Here is a 23127-nt window from a genome sequence, read left to right on the forward strand (position 1 = left end):
GTACGGGTCGACGGAAGGGGATCAGGTGGCTGATCTGCGTCTGGGACCGCTGCTGAGGTACGTCGACGGCTCGTCCGCGACCGTGTGGGTCGAGGCGAGCCGTCCGTGCACCGCCGAGGTGCGCTGCTCGGACGGCGTCCGCGCCGAGACCCACACCTTCCAGATCGCGGGCCACTACTACGCGTTGGTGCCGCTCGACGGTCTCGCCCCGGACTCCGAGCGGTCCTACGAGGTGTTCCTGGACGGCACCCGCGTGTGGCCGCTGCCCGACGCCCCCTTCCCCCCGTCCGTGATCCGCACCCCCGCCGCCGACGACGCCGTCCGCGTCGCCTTCGGCTCCTGCCGCTGGGCCGCCCCGCCCGCCGGCGAGCCGGACCCCGTCGGCCCCGACGCCCTGGACACCCTCGCGGCCCGGATGGCGGCCGCGCCGGACGGCGAACGCCCGGACGTGCTCCTGCTGTTGGGCGACCAGGTCTACGCCGACGAGACCTCCCCGGCCACCCGCCGCTGGCTCGCCGCCCGCCGCGACCTGAGCGAACCGCCGGGCGACCAGGTGGCGGACTACGAGGAGTACACCCACCTGTACTACGAGTCCTGGCTCGACCCGGAGATCCGCTGGCTGCTGTCCACGGTGCCCAGTTGCATGATCTTCGACGACCACGACGTGATCGACGACTGGAACACCTCCGCCTCCTGGCTCGCCGACATGCGCGCGACCTCCTGGTGGCGCGAGCGCCTGCTGAGCGGCCTGATGTCGTACTGGGTCCACCAGCACCTCGGCAACCTCTCCCCCACCGAACTGGCCGCCGACCCGCTCTACGCCGCCGTACGCCGATCCCCGGACGGCACCGACGAGTTGCGCGCCTTCGCCTGCGGGGCCGACGCCGATCCGGCCTCCGTGCGCTGGAGTTACCGGCGCGACTTCGGCCGGGTGCGGCTGCTGATGGTGGACACCCGCGCCGCCCGTGTCCTCGACGAGGACAGCCGCGCGATGCTCGACCCCGGCGAGGCCGAGTGGCTGCGCGAGCAGGTGCTGGACGAGCCCGGTTCCTACGACCATCTCCTGCTCGGCACCTCGCTGCCCTGGCTGCTGCCGCATCTGGTGCACCACGCGGAGGAGTGGGACTCGGCGCTGTGCCGGGGTGAACGCGGGGCGCGCTGGGCCCGGTTCGGGGAGGATCTGCGGCGCAAGGCGGACCTGGAGCACTGGGCGGCGTTCCCGGCCTCCTTCGAGGCGCTGGCCGCGCTGATCGCCGAGGCGGGCTCGGGTCCCGGCGCGCCGGCGACGGTCCTGGTGCTGTCCGGGGACGTGCACCACGCGTACGTGGCCGAGGCGCGGTGGGCCACGGGCGGGCCGGACGCCCGGGTCCTCCAGCTGACCTGCTCGCCCGTCCACAACTCCGTCCCCTCCTGGATACGGTTCGGCTTCCGCTTCGGCTGGAGCGCGGTGGCCCGGGCGCTGGGACGGCGGTTCGCCGCGCACGGCCACTGCCCACCGTCCTCGGTGAACTGGCGCAAGACGAGCGGCCCTTGGTTCGGCAACCAGCTCATGACGCTGACGTTGCAAGGGCGTTCGGCGCGACTGCGGCTGGACCGGGCGCGGGAGACCGGGAAGGGCGCGGGGACGGAGCGGCTCGTGACCGTCATGGAGTCCCAACTCACCCGCGAATAAGGGGGTTTCGGGTGGTAGCCGGTCTCATGGCCCGAGTTGCCGGTGACGCACCCCACACTCTCGGCCCCGGGTCCGGCGCCCCCTTCTCCCGACGGCATGATGAGCCGGACCGTCCGCTTCCGGTGGGCGGTTCCTGCCACGCGCCCCACACGCCCGGGAGTCCCCCTCTTGCCCGCACCGACCGCGGACCACGCGCCCGTCTCCGTCGCCCTGGTCGGCGCCGGGCCCCGTGGCACCAGCGTCCTGGAACGCCTCTGCGCTTCCGCCCCCGAACTCCTCCCGCCGGGCGCCCGGTTGAGAGTCCACGTCGTCGACCCGTCCCCGCCGGGCCCCGGCCGTGTGTGGCGCACCACGCAGTCCCCCGAGCTCCTGATGAACACGGTCGCCTCGCAGGTCACCCTGTACACGGACGACAGCGTGGACTGCTCGGGACCGATACGGCGGGGGCCGAGCCTGTACGAGTGGGCGCGCGCCGAGGCGGGCGCCGGATCGGAGCCGGGACCGCCGGACGGGCCGGCCGACCGCCGGTCCGCCGACCAGCCGGAACCCGGTGAACCGGCAGCGCGTGCCGTGCCCCTCACCGCCGACCGACCGGAACCCGGTGAACCGGCTGTGTGCGCCGTGCCCCTCGCCACCGGCCGGCCGGAGCCCGGTGAACCGGCAGCGCGTGCCGTACCCCTCACCGCCGACCCGCCGGAACCCGGTGAACCGGCAGCGCGTGCCGTACCGCTCGCCGCCGGACGGCCGGAACCCGGTGGGCCGGCGGCGCGTGCCGTGCCGCTCGGCCCCGATGACTACCCCACCCGCGCGCACTACGGCCGCTACCTCGCCTGGGTGTTCGCCGAGACCGTGCGGAAGGCGCCGGGGGCGGTCGAGGTCGTCACCCACGGGGCCCGGGCCGTGCGGCTCGACGACGCCGACGACGGCACGCAGACGCTCACCCTCGACGACGGCCGCGCCCTGACCGGCCTCGCCGCCGTCGTCCTCGCGCAGGGCCACCTCCCGGTGGCCGCCGACCGTACGCAACGCCGCCTCACCGCGTATGCCGACGCCCACGGCCTGCGCCACATCCCGCCCGCCAACCCGGCCGACGTCGACCTGGCGGCCGTACGCCCCGGCGAGCCCGTGCTGTTGCGCGGTCTGGGCCTCAACTTCTTCGACCACATGGCCCTGTTGACCACCGGTCGCGGCGGTCGCTTCACCCGCACCGACCAGGGCCTGCTCTACGCCCCCTCCGGCAACGAGCCACGCCTGTACGCCGGTTCACGCCGAGGCATCCCCTATCAGGCGCGCGGCGACAACGCCAAGGGCCCCTACGGCCGCCACCTCCCCCTCGTCCTGACCGACGACGCGATCGCCCGCTTCCGCAAGCGCGCCGACAACGGCGAGGCCCCCGACTTCCTCACGGAGATATGGCCGCTGGTGGCGAAGGAGGTGGAGACGGTCTACTACGAAGTCCTCACGGGGAAACCGGAGTTCAGGGACCTCTTCCTCGCCACCGACCACCGCAGTCCCGAAGAGGCCGCCGTGCTCGACGAGTTCGGGATCGCGCACGCCGACCGCTGGTCCTGGGACCGCGTGTCACGGCCGTACGCCGGACAGGTCTTCACGGACCCGGACGGCTGGCGCGGGTGGCTGCTCGGGCACCTCCGCCGCGACGCCTCCGAGGCCGCGCTCGGCAATGTCGCGGGGCCCCTGAAGGCGGCCCTCGACGTCCTGCGCGACCTGCGCAACGAGCTGCGGCAGATCGTCGACCATGCCGGACTCGCGGGCGCCTCCCGCCGCGACCACCTGGACCGCTGGTACACCCCGCTCAACGCCTTCCTCTCCATCGGCCCGCCCCGCCGCCGCATCGAGGAGCTGACCGCCCTGATGGAGGCCGGCGTCGTGGAGGTGCTCGGCCCGCATCTTGAGGTGCGCGAGGAGGACGGCGCCTGGGTGGCGCACTCGCCCGACGTGCCCGGATCCGCCGTACGGGTGACGACCCTCGTGGAGGCGCGGCTCCCGGAACCGGACCTGCGGCACACCGCCGACGACCTGCTCGCCCGGCTGCTGAAGACGGGGCAGTGCCGGCCGCACGTCGTGGACGGGTACGAGACGGGCGGGCTGGACGTGACGAGGCGGCCGTACCGTCTGATCGACCGTCAAGGGCACGCGCACCCAAGGCGGTTCGCCTTCGGGGTGCCCACGGAGGGCGTGCATTGGGTGACCGCGGCGGGCGCCCGGCCGGGTGTGGATTCGGTCACCCTTTCGGACGCGGACGCGGTGGCCAGAGCCGCGCTACGTGCCGCTACAGCTGGGACGGAAGGGAAAGCGGAGGCAAAGCGGTGGCCAAATGTTGAACTTGCAAGCGTAGATTAGGGCCACCTAACGTGGAGTGCTCGCTCGGTTCTGTCCCCAGACCGGTCCTCACGAGGGACCGGGACACCGAAGGAGTACCCCCCACATGTCCGGACGCCTCAACAGCGCCCAGCCATACGCTCTCGGTCTCTTCCGCATCGTCGTCGGCCTGCTCTTCGCCTGCCACGGAGCGGCCTCGCTCTTCGGCGTCCTCGGCGGCGCGGGCGGCGAGGGCCTCACGGTGGAGACCGGCACCTGGCCGGGCTGGTACGCGGCCGTGATCGAACTCGTCGGCGGCACGCTCGTCCTGCTCGGCCTCGGCACCCGGGCCGCCGCTTTCATCTCCTCGGGCGCGATGGCCTACGCCTACTTCAAGGTCCACCAGCCGGGTGCGCTGTTCCCCAAGCAGAACGGCGGCGAGGGCGCGGCGATGTTCTGCTGGGCCTTCCTGCTGCTGGTCTTCACCGGTTCCGGCGCGTTCGGCCTGGACCGCGTGATCGGCCGCCGCCGCACGGCCGACCGGCGCGAGCCGGATCGGGAGCCGGTGGCCGTCTGACCAGTTGTTTTATTGGTGCGTACGGTGCCCTCCCCCGGGTGCGCGGGGGAGGGCACCGGTGCGTTCATCGGTGCGTTCAGGAGGTCCAGCCGAAGGGGACCGTGAAGCAGGCCACGCGGGTGCCGTGGGTGCCGGGCATGTCGTGCAGAACGACCGAGGACGCCTCGCCCCGCCGGAAACCCCAGTCGTGGCGCGCGCTCGCCTCGCCGGAGCCGTCGGTGTCCGGGGTGACGTCGAGCCAGACCTCGTTGTCGGCGTTGACGTCCGCCGGGTCGGTGGAGGGCCGGTGCTGGTAGTGGCCGCCCGCGGCCGCCGGGTCCGCGGCGCACGGCTTCTGGTGCACATGGACGCCGTACGCGTGACCGGGCACCAGCCCGCGCACCCGCAGCCGTACGGTCGTCGCCCCCAGCTCCTCGGTCCGCTGGGTCACCTCGATCCAGGCGGCCGCCGGGACGAGATCCATGTCGTACGTCACCGCCGCCGAGGGCACGAAGGCGGTGGGCGGGGCGAACCGGGCGTCGGTGCGCATCGAGTAGCCGCCGTGGTCGCTGACGAGGAGGGCCGCCACCAGGGCACCCGTGCATATACCTGACACCATGCTCCGCACGCTACGGTCCCGGCACCCCGCCCGCCCCCGGACAGCGGCACCCGGGTGAACATGGCGCGGGAATCCCATGAGCCCCCCGTGAACGTCCTGTCACACCCCCGGCGTACGCTGTATGGCTGTCACGGGGGAGTTCGGGGAGTCGCGTTGTTGGAACAGATGGGGTCGCTGACCGGCAGCCCATGGATCTACGCCATGGTCGCGCTGTCGGTGCTCCTCGACGTGTTCGTACCGCTGCTGCCGAGCGGTGTCCTCGTCATCACGGCCGCGACGGCGGCGGCCGCGGGCAGTGCGGCGACCGGGCAGGTGCCGCACGAGGTGCCCGACGTGCTGGCCCTGATCCTGTGCGCCACCACCGCGTCCGTCCTCGGTGACTTCGCCGCCTACCGCCTGGCGTGGCGGGGCGGCGCGCGGCTGGACCGGGCCATCGCCCGCTCCCGTCGGCTGACGGTCGCGCAGGAACGTCTCGGCGGGGCGCTGGCGGCGGGTGGCGGGGCGCTGGTGGTGCTGGCGCGGTTCGCCCCGGCCGGACGCTCCGTCGTGTCCCTCCTCGCCGGCGCGGCCCACCGCCGGGTCCGCGACTTCCTCCCCTGGTCCGCGCTCGCGGGGCTCTCCTGGGCGGCGTACAGCGTCGCCCTCGGGTACTTCGGCGCGCACTGGCTGGGGGCGACGTGGGTGGCTACGGCCGTGTCGGTGGCGGCGCTGTTCGGAGCCGGGGCGGGGGCGGCGTATGTGATGAGGCGGCGGCCGGTGGAGACGGTGGCGTAACGTCACGCGGACTTTCTCGTCCCCCTGACCTCCAGGCCCGCCAGCAAATCCGCCGTCGCCTCCGCGATCACCTCCACCGCTCTGTCGAACACCTCTTGGTTGTGGGCGGCCGGGGCCCGGAAGCCCGAGACCTTGCGGACGTACTGGAGGGCGGCGGCCCGGATGTCCTCCGGGGTCGCTTCCTCGGGGAGTACGGGTGGACGGAGAGTCTTGATGCTGCGGCACATGCGTCCAGTGTCCTCCCGCCCACTGACAATCAGACGGCCGTGAGCACGATCTTGCCCTGGATGTGGCCTCGCGCGGCCCGCTCGTGTGCGGCTCGGGCCTCCGCGAGCGGGAACGTGCCGTCGATCGCGACCCGTACCGCGCCCGCGTCGAGCAGGCGCCCCAGTTCGGCGAGCTGCGCCCCGTTCGAGCGGACCTGAGTGCCCGAGACCGTGACGCCCAGCCGCGCGACCTCCTCGTCGTCGTACGCGCCGAAGAACACGGGGAACAGCGCGCCGCCCCGCTTCAGCGTGCGCAGGAAGCGCGCGCTGTCGCGGCCGCCGACGGTGTCGAGGACGAGGTCGACGTCGCGGACGAGGTCCTCGGGGCGCTCCTTGGTGTAGTCGACGAAGTCGTCGGCGCCGAGGTCCCGCAGGAACGACTCGTGCGCCCCCGACGCCACCGCGATCACCCGCGCGCCCTTCCCCTTCGCCAGCTGGAGCGCGAAGTGCCCGACACCGCCCGCCGCGCCGTTGACGAGCACGGTGATGCCGGGGCCGAGGGCCACCGGGCGGTGCCGCGCCTCCTGGAAGGGCGAGGGGTGATCGTGCCCGAGCTCGATCAGGAACTGCCACGCCGTCAGCCCGGCCATGGGCGCCCCGGCCGCGTGCACATGGTCGACGCCGGCCGGTTTGCGGGCGAGGTCCGACGCGGGGGCGGCCACGTACTCCGCGTAGGCGCTGCCGTCGAAGCTGGGGAAGCGCAGGAGGCCGAAGACCTCGTCGCCGACGGACAGGTCGGTGACGTCCGGGGCGACGGCCTCGACGACCCCCGACACGTCCGTCCCCGGAATCACCGGCAGGTCGAACGTCGGCCGGGTCTCCGGAGGGATGTTGGTCAGCCCGTCGCGCAGGTACCAGTCCGGGGGATTCACGCCGACGGCGTGCACCCGGACGAGCACCTCGCCGGGCCCCGGATCGGGGATCGGCACCTCTTCGTGGCGCAACACCTCGGGGCCGCCGTGCTCGTGCAGCCGGACCGCCCTCATCGTGTGTGTCGGCATCGTTCTCTCCCGCCCTGCCAGGGGATACGCTGATTCGGATCAGCGATCCAGATTATCCGGATCACTGATCCGAATATATGGACCAGTGATCCGGTTAGTCAAGAGGGACAGATGCGGGCCGACGCCAGGAAGAACCACGACCAGTTGCTCGCCGTCGCGGGCACCGTCATCACCGAGCAGGGTGTCGACGCGTCGATGCGCGACATCGCACGCCGGGCCGACGTGGGGCTCGCCACGCTGCTGCGCCACTTCCCGACCCGGGAGGCGCTGTTCGAGGCCCTGCTCCGCACGAGCTTCGACGAACTCGCGGTGACGGCAAGCGAGTTCGAGGCGTCAAAGGCGTCCGACGAGGCGCTGGTGGCATGGCTGCGCGACTTCGTCGCCTGTGCGCACAACTACCGCGGTGTGGTGGCGCTGATGGTGGCCGCCATCGAGGATCCGGAGTCCGCGCTGCACGCCTCCTGCGTCTCGATGCGCGCGGCCGGCGCCCGCCTCCTCGCCCGCGCCCAGGCCGAGGGCAAGGCGCGCACCGACATCGACGGCACCGACCTGTACGCCCTGGCGGGGTCACTGGCCTGGCTGAGCGACCAGCCCGCCCTCGCCCCGCGCGCCGACCGCCTCTTCGACGTGGTCGCGAGCGCGATCCTCACGGGCGACTGAAGCCGTCCTGCCATTTGGACGGTGATTCCGCCATATGGACCGGCGGTTCCGTCGCCCCTGCCGTGGTGCCATGATCGCCCCGAGGCGGCCACCGAACCCCGGGGCCGACCGACGAGAGGAACTGCCCGTCATGGCACACGACTTGACGCACGACCCGCTCACCGTGGCCGTCCTCGGTCCCGGCGGCACCGGTGGCCTGCTCGCCGCCCTGCTGGCCCGGGCCGGACACCGGGTGATCTGCCTGGCGGGCGAGGACACCGCGCACACCCTGCGCACGAGCGGCATCCGGTTCGCCAGCGGTGTCTACGGTGACTTCACCACCCCCGTCGAGGCGGACACCGAGCTGCGCGAGCCGGTCGACGTGTGTGTGATCGCCGTCAAGCACACCTCCCTCGCCGCCGCCCTCGACCGCGTCCCGCCCAAGGCCCTGAGCGACGGCCTGGTCGTACCCCTCCTGAACGGCGTGGAGCACCCCGCGACCCTGCGCGCCCGCTACCGCCCGGACCGCGTCGCCCCCGCCGTGATCCGCGTCGAGTCGACCCGGGTGGCACCGGGCGTGATCGAGCACGGCAGCCCGTTCGCCGAGATCGACCTGACCGGCGACGACGTACCCCGCGAGCGCCTCGACGCGCTGGCCGGGGCCCTCACCGCGGCGGGTCCCCCCACCCGTGTCCTGGGCGACGAGTCGGCGGCGCTGTGGGCCAAGATGTCGTTCCTCGCGCCCTTCGCCCTCCTGACCACGCTCCACGGCCTCCCCCTCGGAGAGGTCCGCACCCGCCACCGCGAGGAACTGACCGCCCTGGTCGAGGAGACCACCGCCGTCAGCGCCGCGAGCGGCGGCCCCTCCGACCCGGCCCAGGCCCTCGCCCGCTACGACGCCTTCCCGCCGCAGACCAAATCGTCGATGCAGCGCGACGCGGAGGCCGGCCGCCCGCTCGAACTGGACGCGATCGGCGGGGCGTTGCTGAGGGCGGCGGAGCGGCACGGGCTGCGGACGCCGGTGGTCGCGCGCGTCGTACGGGAGTTGGGGACGAGGACCTCCTGACGGCGTCCGGGACTCCGAGGCGCGCCGCGCGCGTGCCTCACCCCTCGCCGTCGACCAGGTCGTACCGCCAGTCGTTCGACGTGAGCCAGTGACCCTTCGGGTACTCGAACTCGTACTCCCCGAGCAGGGTGAACCCGGCCCGTCGGCATACGGAGTTGGACGCCCGGTGCGTCACGCTCGGGAAGGCGTGCAGATACCGGTGCCGGCCGGTCTCCCGCGCGGCCACCACGACCGCGCGGGCGGCCTGCGCTGCGAGCCCCCGTCCCTGGAACTCGGGCAGGATCCCCCACCCGGTCTCCCATATGGACTCGCCCTGCCACTCCCGCTCCCAGAACCCCACCGAGCCGACGGTCTCCCCGCCGTCCGCCAGCGTGACCCGGTACATGGTCCCCGAGTCCAGCCGGAGATACCGCCGATGCCGGTCGGCGAGCTTCTCCGGGCTCTCGGGGCCGCCGACGTACGCGGTCATCTCAGGGCTGTTCGTCCGCTCCAGCAGCCAGAAGTCGCCCTCGCCCCAGGGCACCAGCAGCACCCGCTCCGCGTCCACGCCGTCCACGCCCGCCCCCGTCCCGTCCGTCTCCATGCCCGCCACAGTAGGCGCAGGGTCTGACAACGGCCCTCGGCGCTACGTCAGCACGCCGAACACCATCGCCCCGCCGACGAACAGCCAGAAGAGGCCTCCGACGATCAGCACGAGGACCCGGCCCACCACGAAGGGCAGCCAGTCCGCGTGCGCGGCCCCCACCCGCCCGCCCGGGTCGTAGGCGAGCTGGATCCGCTGGAGCGAGCGCTTGCAGGTGTACCGGTGGGTCTCCCCCTCGGCGTCGGTGTAGACGTACACCGTCTTCTTGCCGTCCTTCCCGACCGCCTCCGCGAGCACGGTGATCCCGCGCCGGCTCAGCACGATCCGCCGGACGACCTCGGAGATCCCCGTCAGGGGCATGATGATTCCGGCCAGCAGCGGAAGCAGCCCGAGGAGCACCCCGAGAACCCGGGAGCCGTGGTTGAGGGCGACCCAGACGACGTACCCGACGTAGCCGAGCGCCAGCGCGCCCAGCCCGGCCATGGACGCGTAGAGGAACCAGTCCCGCGTGGGCTCCGCCTCCGTGACGACGGCGGCGCCCTCCGGATCCCGTTCCCTCGGCAGTACGGCGGTCAGCGCGCCGGCGAAGGCGGCGGTGGCCGTCGGATTCCCGCCCTCGACCCGATGCGCCGAACCGTCCGCCAGCTCGATCTCCAGCACCCGCTCCCCCACGGTCCGCACCTCACGGACCGCCCGGAACGGAATCTCCACCTGCTGACCCGACCGTTCGACACGGACCTTGCCGGAGTCGAACCGCGCGGACACCCCGCGCCCGTTGAGCACCATGGACATGATCACAGGACTTCCGAACCGGCCCGATGGTTGCCCCGCGCGGGAGGTCCTCAGGCGTCGAAGTGGCGGCGAGCCGTCTCGACGTGGCCGAAGTACCGGTGGGTCCAGGCGCACAGGGCGTCGACCGCGGCCCGCAGGGCCTGCCCCGCCTCGGTGAGCGTGTACTCGACCCGCGGCGGCACGGTGGGATGCACCGTCCGCTCGACCAGGCCGTTGCGCTCCAGCATGCGCAGGTTCTGGGTGAGCATCTTGTGGCTGATCCCCTCGACCTCGTTCCGCAGCTGTGTGAAGCGCAGGGTGCGGTCGCCGAGCATCTCGATGATCAGGAGCGCCCACTTGTTGGCGACGTCCGAGAAGATCTCCCGCCCCAGGGAGTCCGCGCGCCTGAGATCCGCCTCGGGGATGAGGGGGCCGTTGAGCTGTGTGGTCACCATCGGGTTCCCCAGTCACTGAAAAGTGCGTTCTTCCATGTCAGCGCTCACTCTCCTACGGTTTCCCAGTAACCACAAGAGAGCGAACAAGGAGACCGACCCCATGGCCATCACCCTGGTGAACCCCGAAGGACTGCCCCAGATCGACGTCTACCGGCAGGTGTCGGTCGCGTCCGGCTCGAAGCTCGTCTTCGTCGCAGGACAGGTCTCCTGGGACGGAGACGGGGCCACGGTCGGCGAAGGCGACCTCACGGCCCAGGTCGAACAGTCCTACGTCAACGTCGGCACGGCCCTCGCCGGGGTCGGCGGTTCCTTCGACGATGTGGCGAAACTGACCTTCCACGTCGTCGACTGGACCCCCGACAAGATGCCCGCCCTGCTGGAGGGGGTCTCCCGGGCGGCCGCGCGACTGAAGACCACCGCGGCGCCTCCGGTCACCCTGCTGGGTGTCGCGGCACTCGACACCCCCGAGCATCTCGTCGAGATCGAGGCCACCGCGGTCCTCGACTGACCACCCCCCTGCGCCCGTTGGGCACACCCTTTCGCATGAACCCTCGGAAGCCACTCGCCACCCAAAATCGAACAGGCGTAGCATTGTGCCGTGGCTAAGACCTATGACTTTCCGAGTGACCTCCTCGCCGGTCAGGAGGAGCTGCATCAGGTCCGGTCCGAGCTGTCGGCCCTGCTCAAGCGGCTCCCCTGGTCGGTCGCGCCCCTGGACGCCTTCAGCGACGACAACGGCTGGCGCAAGGTGGAACGCCCCGCCTCCCCCGGCTGGACCCCCGACGAACAGGCCGAGGTCGAGAAGCTCCGCCGCCGCGAGCACGAACTCGCGGTCTTCGTCACCACCCACCGCTTCTGGGCCGAGGTGGCCGCACCGGAGCGCGTGGACGCCCGCTCCGGCCTCAAGCACGCGCGGGAGAGGGTCGCCGACTGAACGCGAGAAGACCCCGGCCGTGATCGGCCGGGGTCTTCTGACGGTGTGGGCGCGGACGGTTTCGAACCGCCGACATCCTGCTTGTAAGGCAGGCGCTCTACCCCTGAGCTACGCACCCGAGAACGAGTCGACAGCCTACCTTGCCAAAGGCGGTGCCCCGCAAACCCTTACCTGCGGTTCCGTCGGACTCGGGGTCGGACTCGGGGTCGGTACGGGGGAAAACCCCACCCCGAATCAGGGAGCGGCCCGGATCCCCCGCGGGGCGGCGGGTCCGTAGCGTCGGAGTGTGCCGCCGGGTGGCCGGGGCGCACACCAAAAGACGCAGGGGGAGATTCGTCATGGCCCGTACCACGCCCGTCCGTGCCGCCGTCGCGGCCGGGGTCGTCGCGCTCGTCGTCGTGGGGGCCACCGCCTGCGGTGCCTCCGCCGGAGACGACAAGCATCCCGACCACCGTTCCTTCGCCCTCCAGGGCCGCACCCTGACCATCGACTCGGACGACTCCGCGCTGGAGATAGTCGCCGCCGATGCGAACAAGTCGGGCACGATCGAGGTGACCCGCTGGTTCCAGGGCTCGGTGGCCCTCGGCGAGGACCCCGAGGTCACCTGGTCGATGAAGGACGACCGGCTGACGCTGCGCATGAAGTGCAGCGGTGTCGTCGCCGACTGCGCGGCCAAGCACCGGATCGAGGTGCCCCGGGACATCGCGGTGAAGGTGGAGGACGGCGACGGAAGCGTGCGGGCGCGGGGGTTCACCCAGCCCCTGGACATCCGTACGGGCGACGGCTCGGTCCGGGTCACCGACTCCGAGGGCCCCCTGAAGCTGCGCACCGGCGACGGATCCATCCGCGCGGAGGTCGGCTCCCGCCAGGTCGCCGCCCACACCGGCGACGGCTCGGTCAACCTCCAACTGACCGCCGTACCGGACCGGGTGGAGACCCTGAGCGGCGACGGCTCGGTGACGATCGCGCTGCCGAAGGCCACCTACCGCGTGGACACCAAGACGGGTGACGGCTCCGTCGACGTGTCCGTGCCCCGGTCCGACGCCAGCGACCACGTGGTGTCCGCCCGCAGCGGAGACGGCAAAGTCACGGTCCGGACCGCGAACTGACCGGCCCGTGTGTTCGTCCCTCACCGGTGGGAGAATGACATCGGGCCGGACGGAACACAGCACGGGAGAGGGATGTGACGGCGACACCACAGCAGCCGCACTCGTCGTCGTCATCGGTGCCGCACGCGACCCGCCGGTCGCTCCGGGACACCCTCACCCTCCTCGCCCTCCCCCTCGTCGTCGCCCTCGCGCTGCCGGCCTCCTTCGCCGGCGGCGGCACCCGGCGCTGGTTCGGCGGACGGGCGGAGAGCCAGCGGGCCGAGGCGCAGGCCGCGAAGGACGACGCGGCGGCCGCGTTCTACGAACTGGACACCGCCCAGCGGGATCTGCGGATCTCGATAGAGACCATCACGGCGGTCGACGACTCGCCCGGGGCCCGGCGCGCGGTCGCCGAGTTCGAGGCGATCGGCCGGAGGATCGACGAGGTCAGCCGTCAGTACATCGAGGCCGTCGACGCCCATGACCTGGACCGGGACGACCTGGAGGCCTCGGTCGCGGCGCAGGCCCGTACGGCCCTGACCCGGGCCAAGGACGAGCTGGCGAACGTCAAGCGGGAGCTGGACCGGTTCGGGGACGGCCTCGGGCCGCTGCTCGGCAAGGCCGAGACCCAGCTGGCCCGCCTGGCACCGGCCGTCGAGCGCGCCCGGCAGGGGCTGCTGGCCGCCTCCAACGCCCTGGACGCCGTACGGGAGTCGGGGCTGAAGGCGGACGACCTCGCGGCCCGGCTCGCCGCGCTCGGGCCGGAGCTGACCCGGCTGAACCAGGGCGCGGGGCAGCACGGCGTACCGCAGACGCTGGAGCGGGCGGAGCGGGTCGCGCGGGAAGCCGGGGCGATCCGGGCGGAGGCCGAGCGGCTGCCGGAGAAGGCGGCGGAGATCGACCACCGGCTGGTGTCGCTGCGGACCCGGGCCGAGGCACTGACCACGCGCGCGGGGCAGGTCGAGCCGGTGCTGAGCGAGTTGCGGCGGCGGTTCGCGGCCGCGTGCTGGCAGGACCTCCAGCATGTGCCGGACCAGGCCGCGCGGAACGTGACGCAGGCCGAGCAGAAGCTCAGGGAGGCACGGGCCGCGCGGGACGAGCAGCGCTGGCCGGACGCGACGGCGCTGCTGTCGACGGTGCGGGCGCTGCTCAACACCACCGACGAGGCGGTCTCGGCCGCCGGCGACCGGCTGCGGCGGCTGAACGCCGTACAGAAGGATCCGCAGCAGGAGATCGACCGCACCCGGTTCGCGATCCGGGACGCCCAGCGGCTGGCCATGACCGGCCGCACCACCCCCGACCCGCGGCACGCGCGTCCGCTGGACGACTCGGTGGCCCGCCTGGACCGCGCGATCACCACACTGGAGGGCCGCCACCCCGACTACTGGCACTTCCTCACGGAGACGGAAGCGGTACGCCAGTCGGTGGCGAGGGTGGTCTCGGAGATCAGAGCGGAACGCGGCGGCGGCCACTGAGGTATCGCTGGATCAGCCTTCGACTCGGGCCGCCACCAGCGCGATGTCGTCCTCCGGGGTGTGTGGTGCCACCTGGGTCAGGACGTGGTCGAGGAGTTCGTCCGGGGTGGGGGACGTGAGCGCGCCGATGCGGGTGAGGCGGGCCAGGGACGCGTCGATGTCCTCGTGGCGGCGTTCGATCAGGCCGTCGGTGTAGAGGAGCAGCGTGTGTCCGGGCGGGTGGAGCCCGGCGACCGTCTCGTAGCAGCGGTGCCCGGCACCCAGCGGCGGCCCCGGCGGCACCGGCACCGCCTCGGCCCGCCCGTCGGGCGCGAACACGACCGGCGGCAGGTGTCCCGCGCTGGCGAGCGCGCACAGGCCCCGCCGGGGGTCGGCGATGGCGACGACACAGGTCGCGGGCCGTTCCTCACCGGTGGCGCTGAGCAGTTCGTCCAGCTCGCACAGGATGCGCCCGGGGTCGTTCTCCCGGGACGCGGCGACCCGCAGCATGGCCTGGTAACGGCTCATCGCGACGGCCGCGTCCAGCCCGTGCCCCATCACGTCGCCGACGGCGAGCAGGGTCCGCCCGTCGTCGAGCGCGACCGTCTCGTACCAGTCGCCGCCGACGAGCGCGTCCTGCCCGGCGGGCCGGTACCGGTAGGCGACCTCGAGGCCGTCGCGGGGACGGCCGGGGTCGGAGAGGAGCGCCCGCTGGAACTGCACGACGGTGTTGTGCTCGGTGGTGTAGCGGCGGGCGTTGTCGAGGCTGATCGCGGCCCGCTGGGCGAGGTCCTGGGCGATCAGGGCGTCGGTCTCGCCGAACAGCGGGGAGTCGCCGGCCCGGATCATGCTGACCGTGCCGATGTCCTGGCCGCGCGCGGTGAGCGGCACGATCAGCGCGGAGTGCATGCCCGCCGCGCGCAGCTCGGTGACCCGGTTCTCGGTGGTGGCGAGCCGGCCGAACTCCTCGTCGTCGGGAAGGTTGACGATGACAGGCCGGCCGCTGACCAGGCAGTCGGCGACCAGGTGCTCCGGCAGATAGCTGACGTACTCGTCGCGCCGGCCCAGCCGCCGTTGCAGGGGTTCCAGCTCGGGCGCGGCGGCCTCGGCAGCCCTGCGCAGCCGGACCGAGCCGTCCCGGGCCACCCGGACCGTGCCGGGCTCGGGCAGGACGTCCACGGCGACCGCGTCACCGAGCCGCTCGGCGAGGAAGACGGCCAGTTCGGAGCAGGTGGTGTCCATGTCGAGGGTGGTGCCGATGCGGGTGGCGGCCTCGTCGAGGAGGGCGAGGCGTTCGCGTACCCGCTCCAGTTCCCGGTGCTGCTGCCGGTCGGCGGAGATCTCCAGCAGGACGCCGACGATCCCGAGGATCTCGCCCTCGTGTTCGAGCCGGTGGTAGGCGCCGTGCCAGTAGCGGCGCTCCAGCGGTGAGTCGGCGCGGGTGTGGCCGCTGGAGACGGACTCGCGCGCGATGCCGTCGGCGAGGACGGCGCGCAGGACGTCGTCGCGGGCGTCCACGTCGGGCACCACCTCGGCGACCGTGCGGCCGACGTGCTCCTCGGCGGGCAGGCCGTTCATCCGGGCGAGGGTGGGGTTGACGTACAGGTAGCGCAGCTCGGTGTCGAGGACCCCGACGGCCGCCGCGGTCCCGTCGAGGATCTGCCGCAGCACCTCGCGCAGCGGCGGCGACGACTTCTCCCAGAGCACCGGACACGACTCCTGTCGACCCGTTTTCTCCCAGCATCAGACCATGAGGGGGCGGGAGCCGCACCCCGAGCCCGGGCCGCCCCTTAACCTGGAGGCATGCCTCGCTACGAGTACCGCTGCCGGACCTGCGGCGACACGTTCGAACTGAGCCGTCCCATGGCGGAGTCCGCCGCCCCGGCGACCTGCCCCACGGGCCACGACGACACGGTGAAGCTGCTGTCGACGGTGGCGGTGGGCGGCACGGCGAGCGCGCCCTCGGCCCCGGCCCCCAAGGCGGGCGGCGGCTGCTGTGGGGGCGGCTGCTGTAGCTGAGCCCCTCTTTCAGGCTCCCTTCAGGTGGGCGTCCGTAGCGTGGGCCCATGTCAGCCATCGACTGGGTCAACGGCCTCATGGACACGCTCGGCGCCCCCGGCGCCGGGATCGCCATCGCCCTGGAGAACCTCTTCCCGCCCCTCCCGAGCGAGGCGATCCTGCCGCTCGCGGGCTTCGCGGCGAGCACCGGCCGGATGAGCCTGGTCGCCGTGCTGCTGTGGACGACGGCGGGCTCGGTGGTCGGCGCCCTCGCGCTCTACGGCGTCGGCGCGCTCCTCGGCCGGGACCGCACGGTGGCGCTGGCGGCCCGGCTGCCGCTCGTCAGGGCGACGGACATCGAGCGGACCGAGGCGTGGTTCCTGCGGCACGGCACCAAGGCGGTCTTCTTCGGCCGGATGATCCCGGTCTTCCGCAGCCTGATCTCGGTCCCGGCCGGCGTCGAACGCATGCCGCTGCCGCTCTTCCTCACCCTCACCACCCTGGGCAGCGCCCTGTGGAACACCGCGTTCGTGCTCGCGGGCCACGCCCTGGGCGCCAACTGGAGCGAGGTCACCGACCTGGTGTCGGCGTACTCGAAGGTGGTCCTGGCGGCCGCCGCCCTCGCGGTCGTCGCGTTCGTCGTCGTACGACTACGGCGGCGCCCGGCATCCCCCGCGCAGGCGCCCGCCCCCACCCGCGCTACCGGCGGGACGCCCTCAGGAACTCCCGGAGAATCCGCTCCCCCGCCAGCACCCCCCGCTCGGGCAGCGCGGTGATCGCCGGTGCCGTGAAGCCCTCGTCGGCCAGCTCCCCGTGTCCCGGGCGCCAGCCCCGGTCGGCGGCGAGCAGCAGGTCGGCGTCGAGCAGGGAGTCCCCGGCGGCAAGGGTGAGGTCGGCGCCGGTGCGGCGGGCCACCTCGCGCATGGCGGCGCTCTTGGTGAGCGGCTTCGGGACGGCGTAGATCTTGCGGCCCTGCAAGGACACCGTCCAGCCGCGGTCCTCCGCCCACACGGCGAGTTCCTTCACCCAGTCCTCGGGCAGCAGTTCGCGCTCGACGACGAGATAGGCGAAGAGGTCCTCGGCGATCCGGTGCTTGCGCACCCACAACGGGTCGGCCGTGTCCTGGAGATGGGCGCGGATCTCCTCCAGCGGCGCACACTCGTCGGCGAGCCGCGCGGTCACCCGCGCGTGCCAGTCGCGGTCGGTGACACCGTCGACGAGCAGATGGCCGCCGTTGGCGCAGATCGCGTAAGTCGGGGCGGGGCCGGGCAGGTTGATGCGCTGGTACTGCTTGCGGGTGCGGGTCGTCGTCGGCACGAAGACCGCCGTGTCGCCGAGTTCGGAGAGCAGTCCGGCCGCGGTCTCCGTCATGTACGAAAGCGGTCTGCTCTCGTGCACCTCGACGCAGAGCAGCCGGGGCGCCCGCGGGTCGGGCATGGTGAGCGCGAGGGCGGCGGCGGAGTAGATGAGCGTACGGTCGAGGTCGCTGGCGACCAGCACCGGAGCGGGCATCAGACACCCACCGCCCTGCCGTCGGCACCGGTCGCGCCCCGCGTGTACTTGGGGTGGATCAACCCCACGCAGGTGTACGGGAGTTCGGCGACCTCTTCCACCGGGACACCTCTCTGCTCGGCCAACAGGCGTACGTGGTCCAGGTCGGCGCCCGCCCCGGCCCGCGCCAGGATCTTCCAGGGCACCCGGCGCAGCAGCACCCGGGTGGTCTCGCCGACGCCCGGCTTGACGAGGTTGACGTCGTGGATGCCGTACTCCTCACTGATGCGTTCGACGGCCGCCCAGCCCTCCCAGGTGGGCTCGCGGTCACCGGCCAGCAGTTCCTTCACGGTGTCGTCAACGGCCTCCACGACCTCGGGGAAACGGGCCGCGACGGCGTCCAGGAAGTCCACCGACACGTCCGCGCCCGCGAGTTCGCGGTAGAACTTCGCGCCGTGGAAGTCGTCCGGGCCGACCAGGTCCGCGCGCAGGACGGTCCGCGAGATCAGGCCGGACACCGTGGAGTTGAGGCAGGCGGAGGGGATGAGGAAGTCCTCCCGGGTGCCGTACGTGCGCACGCAGGAGCCGGGGTCGGCGAGTACGGCGATCTCCGGGTCGAATCCGGTGGCGCCGCCGTCGGCCTCGAACTCCTTGACGGCGTCGGCGAGTTCACGGGTGATCGCGCCCTTGCCGGTCCAGCCGTCGACGAACACGACGTCGGCGGGGTCGTGGTGGGCGGCCAGCCAGCGCAGGGCGTTGGCGTCGATACCGCGGCCGCGGACGATGGAGACCGCGTAGTGGGGCAGGTCGAGGCCGTGGCGGAACCGCGCCCAGCGGCGCATCAGCACGCCGACGGGGGTGCCGGCACGGGCGAGCGAGACGAGGACGGGCCTCGGTGACCGCTCGGCCAGCACGAGTTCGGTGACGGCGCCGACCGCCTGCGCGAGCCTCGCGGAAGAGGTCTTCAGCGCCGCCTGGAACAGCTCCTGGTACTGCTCGCTCGGCTGGTACTCCACCGGCAGCGACTCCGCGTAGTGCGCGCCGCCGCTCTGGATGGCCTCCTCGCGCTCCTCGGTCGGCGCCTCCAGAGTGACGTCCGAGAGATCCTGGAGCAGCCAGCCGACGTCCTCCGGGGCGTACGAGGAGAAGGCGGGGCCGCGGAGGGGCTCGGGGAGCATGGGGGGCCTTTCGGGGGTGTAACTGGGGATCACGGCGAGGACCACGTGCGGGGTGTGCGCGGCCAGCTGCGCCAACAGGCCGTCCGGGGAGTGGAGTTCGGGGGTGTCGGCGGTGTCGTCCACGACGGCGACGACGGTGTCGAAACCGGCGCCCGCGATGTTGTAGGCGTAGCGGTCGCCGGGGCCGTCGGCGGGGGTGTCGTGGGCGGGGAAGGTGAGGCGGGTGCGGATCGCGTAGCCCGCGTCGTCCACCGCGAGGACGGGTGAGCGGGTGGTCGTGGAGTAGGTGACCTCGATGCCTTGAGCCACCTGTTCGAGTTCTCGGGCGAGGCGGAGGGGGGCGTACATCAGCTCTTCGAAGCCGAGGATGTGAACGCGGGTCGCGTCTGCCGGGAGGGCTTCTGCCAGGCGGGCGGCCATCGTGGGGAGGGCGGATTCCAGGCGTATTCGGTGCGTCGGAGTGAAGCCGTGGCGTCCTCCGTCGGGGAGGTTTCGGGGCCACAGCAGGTCGACACGGTTGATGGCCGGGTGCGGGTGGTTCGTGGCTGGTCGCGCAGTTCCCCGCGCCCCTGGGTGGGTGTCCTCGAACCTTGCTACAAGGGCCTGGCCCTTTTCCAGGACGCCCTCCGGGAGGTTTACGGTGCCCGATGCCGCTGTCACCAGGTCGACCCTCGCGGCTATCTCCCGGGCGAAGTCGTCGAGGCGCCCGGCATCGACCGGAGAGCGCATGTCCACCAACGCCACCACCACGTACCGCCGGCGCGGATACCGGGCGTGAAGATCCCTGATCGTGTTCAGGATCGTGTTGCCCGTCGAGAACTCGTCGTCGACCAGGACCAGCGGGCCCTCGCCGGCCAGCAGGCCCGGATCCTCCGGGAGCAGCAGATGGGACGTGGCGTGGGAGTGGGACTCCTCGAAGCCGCCCGCCGGGGTGATGCCCGGGATCGGGCGGCGGGTGGAGTGGAGGTAGGGGGCCAGGGCGATGCCGTCGGCGACCGAGTGGCCGAGGCCCGTCGCCGTCTCCGCGTAGCCCAGGACGACCGCCCGGGCCGCCTCCGCGTCGCCGAGCAGGTCGCGGACGCGTCGGCCCAGGGCGAAGCCGTGGCCGTAGACCACCGAGGGCGACTGCGGTACGTGCTTGCCGAGGACGTTGGAGACCAGGAGGTGGGCCCGCTTGGGGTTGCGGCGCAGGGCCAGGCCCAGGAGGTCGGTCAGGCTGTCGTCGCCCACCAGTTCGACGCCGAGCCGCTCGGCGACCCAGGTGCCGGACCAGACCCCGTCGTTCACTGCCTTGTTCATGCGTCCCTTGGTGTTCACTGATGATCAGCCGGAAGCCCCGCGGCCAGCAGCTCCACGAAGCCGATGTCCTCGTTGGCCACCCCGAAGACCTCGGCGCGCAGCAGGGTGCGCTCGGCCCAGGCGCGGTGCGGCTTCACCTCGTTCATCTTGTTCGTGTACTGCGACCTCAGCACGCCCCCGCCGCAGCGCTCGGGCCGCAGGATGTCCTGGGCGTCGCTGAACTCCTCGTGGCTGACCACGGACAGCGCGTGCACGGGCAGGACGTGGGAGGGGTGGATGCAGGTCTTGCCGAGCAGGCCGTTGGCCTGGTCGAGGGTGATCTCGCGCAGCAGGCCGTCCATGGCGTGCTCGATGAGGGCCTCGCGCAGCTCCTCGGCCTGGCCCTCCAGGAAGGGGCTGCGGCGCAGCTGCGGCTTGAACATGCGCTCCTGGACGCGGAAGTACTCCCAGACGGGTCCGGTGACGGTGAAGCCGGTGCCGTCGGCGCGGCCCAGCATGTTGACCACGTCGGCGATCACGGAGGCGACGATCTGGACGTCCCACGCGGTCATGTCGGGGGCTCTGCGCAGGCCGTAGGAGGAACAGAAGTCGGTGACGCCCAGGCGCAGCGCCAGGACCCGGTCGCGGTACTTGTCGACCGCGCGGGCGATGCCCTCCAGGGTTTCTACGCGCGTCTCCCGGTACATCAGCTCGGGCGACTCCAGCACCGGCATGGCGAACATCCGGCGCCCGCTGACCGCCTCGGCGCCCGAGAGGGCCTCCAGGAAGGGGATGCCGCGCTCCTCGGTGAACTTCGGGAGCACGAAGCCGGAGAGCAGGCGCACGGCCGGTCCGAGGCGTCGTACGAGATCGGGGATCTGCTCGGGGTGACGGACCCGGATGAAGAGCAGCGGGAGATCGACCGACCGCTCCGCGAGGTCCGTGAACTGCCGGACGAGGTTCTCCTCGCCCGCGGCGACGTCCTCGTCGCCGATGGAGTCCTCCAGGCACAGCACCATCGAGACCACGCCACGCCCGGCCTGCTTGACGATGTCGTCGGCCAGCCGCGACCGCGTGGCCGGGCTGTAGAGCGTGGCTCCCAGAGCCGCGGAGAGCAGCCGGGACGGGGAGTCCGCGGTGAACTCGCAGGGCTCCTGGTGGAAGAGGCGCTGACGCACCTCAGGGGCGATGTGCCCGAAATGACGCATATGACTCCCCCGGTGGCGACTGAGCCTCCTGTGAACGCTTCACAGGTGGCCGGTAATAGTACGTACAAACCCATGTCGAGGGTTCCCGACCGGCATGAATTTCAGGTAACGCCGACACACACCCCGCGTTGTCGTGACCAGGACCGAGAGGGCAGGATGACCGCATGACGCACGCGATGCTGAAGGGGTCCAACATCCCGCTGGAGGCCACCACGGTGCGCGCTGTGCTGCGCTGGGCACCCGGGCAGGGGGTCCCGGTCGTCGACGCCTCGGCGCTGCTCCTCGGCCCCGACGGTCGTGTGCGCTCCGACGAGGACTTCGTCTTCTACAACCAGCCCCGGCACCCCTCCGGGAAGGTCTGGCTCCTCGGCAAGAAGCGCGCCGCCGAAGGTCCCACCGACACGATCCAGACAGATCTGGCCGGTGTCGAGCCCGATGTCGGGCAGATTCTCCTGGTCGCTTCGGCCGACGACGCCACATTCGACCGCGTACAGGGTCTGCGCATCCTGCTGTACGACGCCGCCGTCGCGGACGGCGAACCTCTGGCGTACTTCGACATCAAGCCGGAGACCGGCCAGGAGACCGCGCTGATCTGCGGCGAGCTGTACCGCCGCGGCGACGCGTGGAAGTTCCGCGCCCTGGGCGAGGGCTATTCGAACGGCCTCCAGGGCCTGGCCACGGACTTCGGCATCGCGGTGGACGAGACGGACACGCCCCCGGCCCAGCCCCTCCCCCCGGAACAACCGGCACTCCCGGCCCCCACTCAGCAGGCGGCCTCGGTCCCGGCCCAACAGCCGTCGTACGGCTACCCCCAGCCCACCAGCGCCCCGCCGTCCGGCTACGGCTACCCGCCTCCGGCGATCCCGGCCCCCGCGGCGACGGACTTCCGTCTGCCCCCGCAAGGCCCCCAGTTCATCGGACGCTAGAGGCCGCTCAGCGCCCCGCCCCGGTCTTGTAACCCCGCCCCCACTGCAGCCCCCACCCGTACAACCGGTCCAGCTCCCCCTGGAACCCGTACACGAACTGCACCTCGCGTCGGACCACCAGCTCGCCCTTCACGTTCTCGATCATCACCACCGCGCACGAGCGGGCCTGCGGATGCCGTTCGTCGAGGCCTATCTCGATCCGGGGACCGTTGCTCGGATACAGCGTGACGATCGCGTGCGTACGGTCGAACGCCGGCGTCTGGTCGTAGATGTACACGAAGACCAGCAGCCGCTTGATCTCGTCCCGGTGATCGAGGTTGACGTACATCGTCTCGCCGGACGCCGACCCGAACCGGTCGTCCCCGCTGAGCTTGACGTACGGCGGCGCGTTGACGTCCCCGAGCAGCCCCCCGAGCGGCTGTACGACCCCTTTCGACCCGTCCGTCAGCTCGTACAGGCACCCGAGGTCGAGGTCGACGTTGACCATGCTCTGGCTGTGCCCCATCACCTCCGGCGGCTTGAGCGCCTTGAAGGGATGCCGCAGCAACGACTCCCGCGCCGCGCCCCCGATGTCGGACGTCCGCATCCGCCAGGTCAGGTTGACGCGGAGGTTGCCGGTCGCCGCCCCCTGCTTGGTGAGCGAGACCCGGTTGTGCCGCTTGGTCAGTTCGATCGCATTGCTGGCCGCGCTGCCCGAGTCGAACTCGGCCTCGCGCCCGCCCCACAGCCCGTCGAAGAAGCCCATTCCCGCCCCACGTCTTGGAAAGACCAGCACCTTGGAAAGACCAGCACCTTGGAAGAACCGGCACTCGGAAAACCGGCGGGGCGGCCGGAGGCCCGGCCGCCCCGCT

24 protein-coding genes and 1 tRNA gene are annotated in these 23127 nt (G+C 72.2%); 13 read left to right on the forward strand and 12 right to left on the reverse strand.

Annotated elements, in window-relative coordinates; all coding sequences use genetic code 11:
• Positions 1–25 precede the first annotated feature (25 nt).
• The 3 genes from ABZ896_RS01280 (at position 26) to ABZ896_RS01290 (ending at position 4568) form a co-directional block, all read left to right on the forward strand.
• Positions 26–1672 (forward strand): alkaline phosphatase D family protein, encoded by a 1647-nt coding sequence (locus tag ABZ896_RS01280; RefSeq protein ID WP_360919953.1) that lies wholly within the window; start codon positions 26–28, stop codon positions 1670–1672.
• A gap of 168 nt (positions 1673–1840) precedes the next feature.
• On the forward strand, positions 1841–4033 hold the full coding sequence (locus tag ABZ896_RS01285) for an FAD/NAD(P)-binding protein (protein WP_360919956.1): 2193 nt from the start codon (positions 1841–1843) through the stop codon (positions 4031–4033).
• A gap of 85 nt (positions 4034–4118) precedes the next feature.
• Positions 4119–4568, forward strand: coding sequence for a DoxX family protein (locus tag ABZ896_RS01290; RefSeq protein WP_360919959.1), 450 nt, complete (start codon positions 4119–4121; stop codon positions 4566–4568).
• Between the two features lie 76 nt (positions 4569–4644).
• Here ABZ896_RS01290 and ABZ896_RS01295 read toward each other — a convergent pair whose 3' ends face one another.
• The gene (locus tag ABZ896_RS01295; protein WP_360919962.1) at positions 4645–5166 is read right to left on the reverse strand and encodes a superoxide dismutase family protein; all 522 of its coding nucleotides are present in this window, start codon (positions 5164–5166) and stop codon (positions 4645–4647) included.
• Positions 5167–5319: 153 nt separating this feature from the next.
• Between ABZ896_RS01295 and ABZ896_RS01300 the strand changes: the two genes are divergently transcribed.
• On the forward strand, positions 5320–5940 hold the full coding sequence (locus ABZ896_RS01300; RefSeq protein ID WP_360919965.1) for a VTT domain-containing protein: 621 nt from the start codon (positions 5320–5322) through the stop codon (positions 5938–5940).
• Positions 5941–5942: 2 nt separating this feature from the next.
• On the opposite strand, the gene ABZ896_RS01305 is transcribed toward ABZ896_RS01300, so the two are convergent.
• Both ABZ896_RS01305 and ABZ896_RS01310 read right to left on the reverse strand, forming a co-directional pair.
• Entirely contained in the window at positions 5943–6167 is a 225-nt protein-coding gene (locus tag ABZ896_RS01305) for a DUF2277 domain-containing protein (RefSeq protein WP_360919968.1), read from the reverse strand.
• Between the two features lie 29 nt (positions 6168–6196).
• A complete protein-coding gene (locus ABZ896_RS01310) occupies positions 6197–7207 on the reverse strand; it encodes an NADP-dependent oxidoreductase (protein ID WP_360919971.1) in 1011 nt (336 codons plus the stop codon).
• 111 nt (positions 7208–7318) lie between these two features.
• Here ABZ896_RS01310 and ABZ896_RS01315 point away from each other — a divergent pair, with 111 nt between their 5' ends.
• Together ABZ896_RS01315 and ABZ896_RS01320 are read left to right on the forward strand one after the other, a co-directional pair.
• Complete coding sequence (locus ABZ896_RS01315; RefSeq protein WP_360919975.1) at positions 7319–7867, forward strand: helix-turn-helix domain-containing protein; 549 nt, start codon at positions 7319–7321, stop codon at positions 7865–7867.
• A gap of 130 nt (positions 7868–7997) precedes the next feature.
• Positions 7998–8912 (forward strand): 2-dehydropantoate 2-reductase, encoded by a 915-nt coding sequence (locus ABZ896_RS01320; protein WP_360919978.1) that lies wholly within the window; start codon positions 7998–8000, stop codon positions 8910–8912.
• 37 nt (positions 8913–8949) lie between these two features.
• On the opposite strand, the gene ABZ896_RS01325 is transcribed toward ABZ896_RS01320, so the two are convergent.
• From ABZ896_RS01325 to ABZ896_RS01335, 3 genes are read right to left on the reverse strand one after another with little or no spacing between them, the layout of a single operon-like run.
• Complete coding sequence (locus ABZ896_RS01325) at positions 8950–9495, reverse strand: GNAT family N-acetyltransferase (protein ID WP_360919981.1); 546 nt, start codon at positions 9493–9495, stop codon at positions 8950–8952.
• A gap of 42 nt (positions 9496–9537) precedes the next feature.
• The gene (locus ABZ896_RS01330) at positions 9538–10287 is read right to left on the reverse strand and encodes a hypothetical protein (RefSeq protein ID WP_360919984.1); all 750 of its coding nucleotides are present in this window, start codon (positions 10285–10287) and stop codon (positions 9538–9540) included.
• Positions 10288–10337: 50 nt separating this feature from the next.
• Entirely contained in the window at positions 10338–10721 is a 384-nt protein-coding gene (locus ABZ896_RS01335) for a helix-turn-helix domain-containing protein (protein WP_360919987.1), read from the reverse strand.
• 100 nt (positions 10722–10821) lie between these two features.
• On the opposite strand from ABZ896_RS01335, the gene ABZ896_RS01340 reads away from it, so the two are divergent.
• Positions 10822–11229 carry a RidA family protein gene (locus ABZ896_RS01340; protein WP_360919989.1) on the forward strand — a complete coding sequence of 136 codons (408 nt, stop codon included), beginning with the start codon at positions 10822–10824 and terminating at the stop codon, positions 11227–11229.
• 90 nt (positions 11230–11319) lie between these two features.
• Positions 11320–11655, forward strand: a complete 336-nt coding sequence (locus ABZ896_RS01345; protein WP_360919992.1) for a hypothetical protein — start codon at positions 11320–11322, stop codon at positions 11653–11655.
• 46 nt (positions 11656–11701) lie between these two features.
• On the opposite strand, the gene ABZ896_RS01350 is transcribed toward ABZ896_RS01345, so the two are convergent.
• A tRNA-Val gene (locus tag ABZ896_RS01350) sits at positions 11702–11773 on the reverse strand.
• A gap of 220 nt (positions 11774–11993) precedes the next feature.
• On the opposite strand from ABZ896_RS01350, the gene ABZ896_RS01355 reads away from it, so the two are divergent.
• Both ABZ896_RS01355 and ABZ896_RS01360 read left to right on the forward strand, forming a co-directional pair.
• Positions 11994–12764: a DUF4097 family beta strand repeat-containing protein gene (locus ABZ896_RS01355; RefSeq protein ID WP_360919995.1), complete on the forward strand. Its 771-nt coding sequence runs from the start codon at positions 11994–11996 to the stop codon at positions 12762–12764.
• 74 nt (positions 12765–12838) lie between these two features.
• Positions 12839–14218 (forward strand): hypothetical protein, encoded by a 1380-nt coding sequence (locus ABZ896_RS01360; RefSeq protein WP_360919997.1) that lies wholly within the window; start codon positions 12839–12841, stop codon positions 14216–14218.
• 12 nt (positions 14219–14230) lie between these two features.
• Here ABZ896_RS01360 and ABZ896_RS01365 read toward each other — a convergent pair whose 3' ends face one another.
• Positions 14231–15904 (reverse strand): SpoIIE family protein phosphatase, encoded by a 1674-nt coding sequence (locus ABZ896_RS01365; RefSeq protein ID WP_360920000.1) that lies wholly within the window; start codon positions 15902–15904, stop codon positions 14231–14233.
• Positions 15905–16000: 96 nt separating this feature from the next.
• Between ABZ896_RS01365 and ABZ896_RS01370 the strand changes: the two genes are divergently transcribed.
• Both ABZ896_RS01370 and ABZ896_RS01375 read left to right on the forward strand, forming a co-directional pair.
• Entirely contained in the window at positions 16001–16216 is a 216-nt protein-coding gene (locus ABZ896_RS01370) for a zinc ribbon domain-containing protein (RefSeq protein ID WP_360920003.1), read from the forward strand.
• A 47-nt stretch (positions 16217–16263) separates the two neighbouring features.
• The gene (locus tag ABZ896_RS01375) at positions 16264–16971 is read left to right on the forward strand and encodes a DedA family protein (RefSeq protein ID WP_360920006.1); all 708 of its coding nucleotides are present in this window, start codon (positions 16264–16266) and stop codon (positions 16969–16971) included.
• Here ABZ896_RS01375 and ABZ896_RS01380 read toward each other — a convergent pair.
• Genes ABZ896_RS01380 through ABZ896_RS01390 form a run of 3 tightly spaced genes read right to left on the reverse strand, consistent with a single transcriptional unit; the run spans position 16895 to position 21350 of the window.
• Positions 16895–17707, reverse strand: a complete 813-nt coding sequence (locus ABZ896_RS01380; protein WP_360920009.1) for an HAD family hydrolase — start codon at positions 17705–17707, stop codon at positions 16895–16897. The genes ABZ896_RS01375 and ABZ896_RS01380 overlap by 77 nt on opposite strands.
• Positions 17707–20163, reverse strand: coding sequence for a phosphoribosyltransferase (locus tag ABZ896_RS01385; RefSeq protein ID WP_360920012.1), 2457 nt, complete (start codon positions 20161–20163; stop codon positions 17707–17709). Before ABZ896_RS01385 ends, ABZ896_RS01380 begins: the two co-directional genes overlap by 1 nt.
• A gap of 14 nt (positions 20164–20177) precedes the next feature.
• Complete coding sequence (locus ABZ896_RS01390; protein ID WP_360920015.1) at positions 20178–21350, reverse strand: HpcH/HpaI aldolase/citrate lyase family protein; 1173 nt, start codon at positions 21348–21350, stop codon at positions 20178–20180.
• A gap of 164 nt (positions 21351–21514) precedes the next feature.
• Here ABZ896_RS01390 and ABZ896_RS01395 point away from each other — a divergent pair, with 164 nt between their 5' ends.
• Positions 21515–22276 (forward strand): TerD family protein, encoded by a 762-nt coding sequence (locus ABZ896_RS01395; protein ID WP_360920018.1) that lies wholly within the window; start codon positions 21515–21517, stop codon positions 22274–22276.
• Positions 22277–22283: 7 nt separating this feature from the next.
• On the opposite strand, the gene ABZ896_RS01400 is transcribed toward ABZ896_RS01395, so the two are convergent.
• Complete coding sequence (locus tag ABZ896_RS01400) at positions 22284–23021, reverse strand: Tellurium resistance (protein WP_360920020.1); 738 nt, start codon at positions 23019–23021, stop codon at positions 22284–22286.
• Between the last annotated feature and the right edge of the window lie 106 nt (positions 23022–23127).

The sequence above is a fragment of the Streptomyces sp. NPDC047072 genome (assembly GCF_040643855.1).
GTDB lineage: Bacteria > Actinomycetota > Actinomycetes > Streptomycetales > Streptomycetaceae > Streptomyces.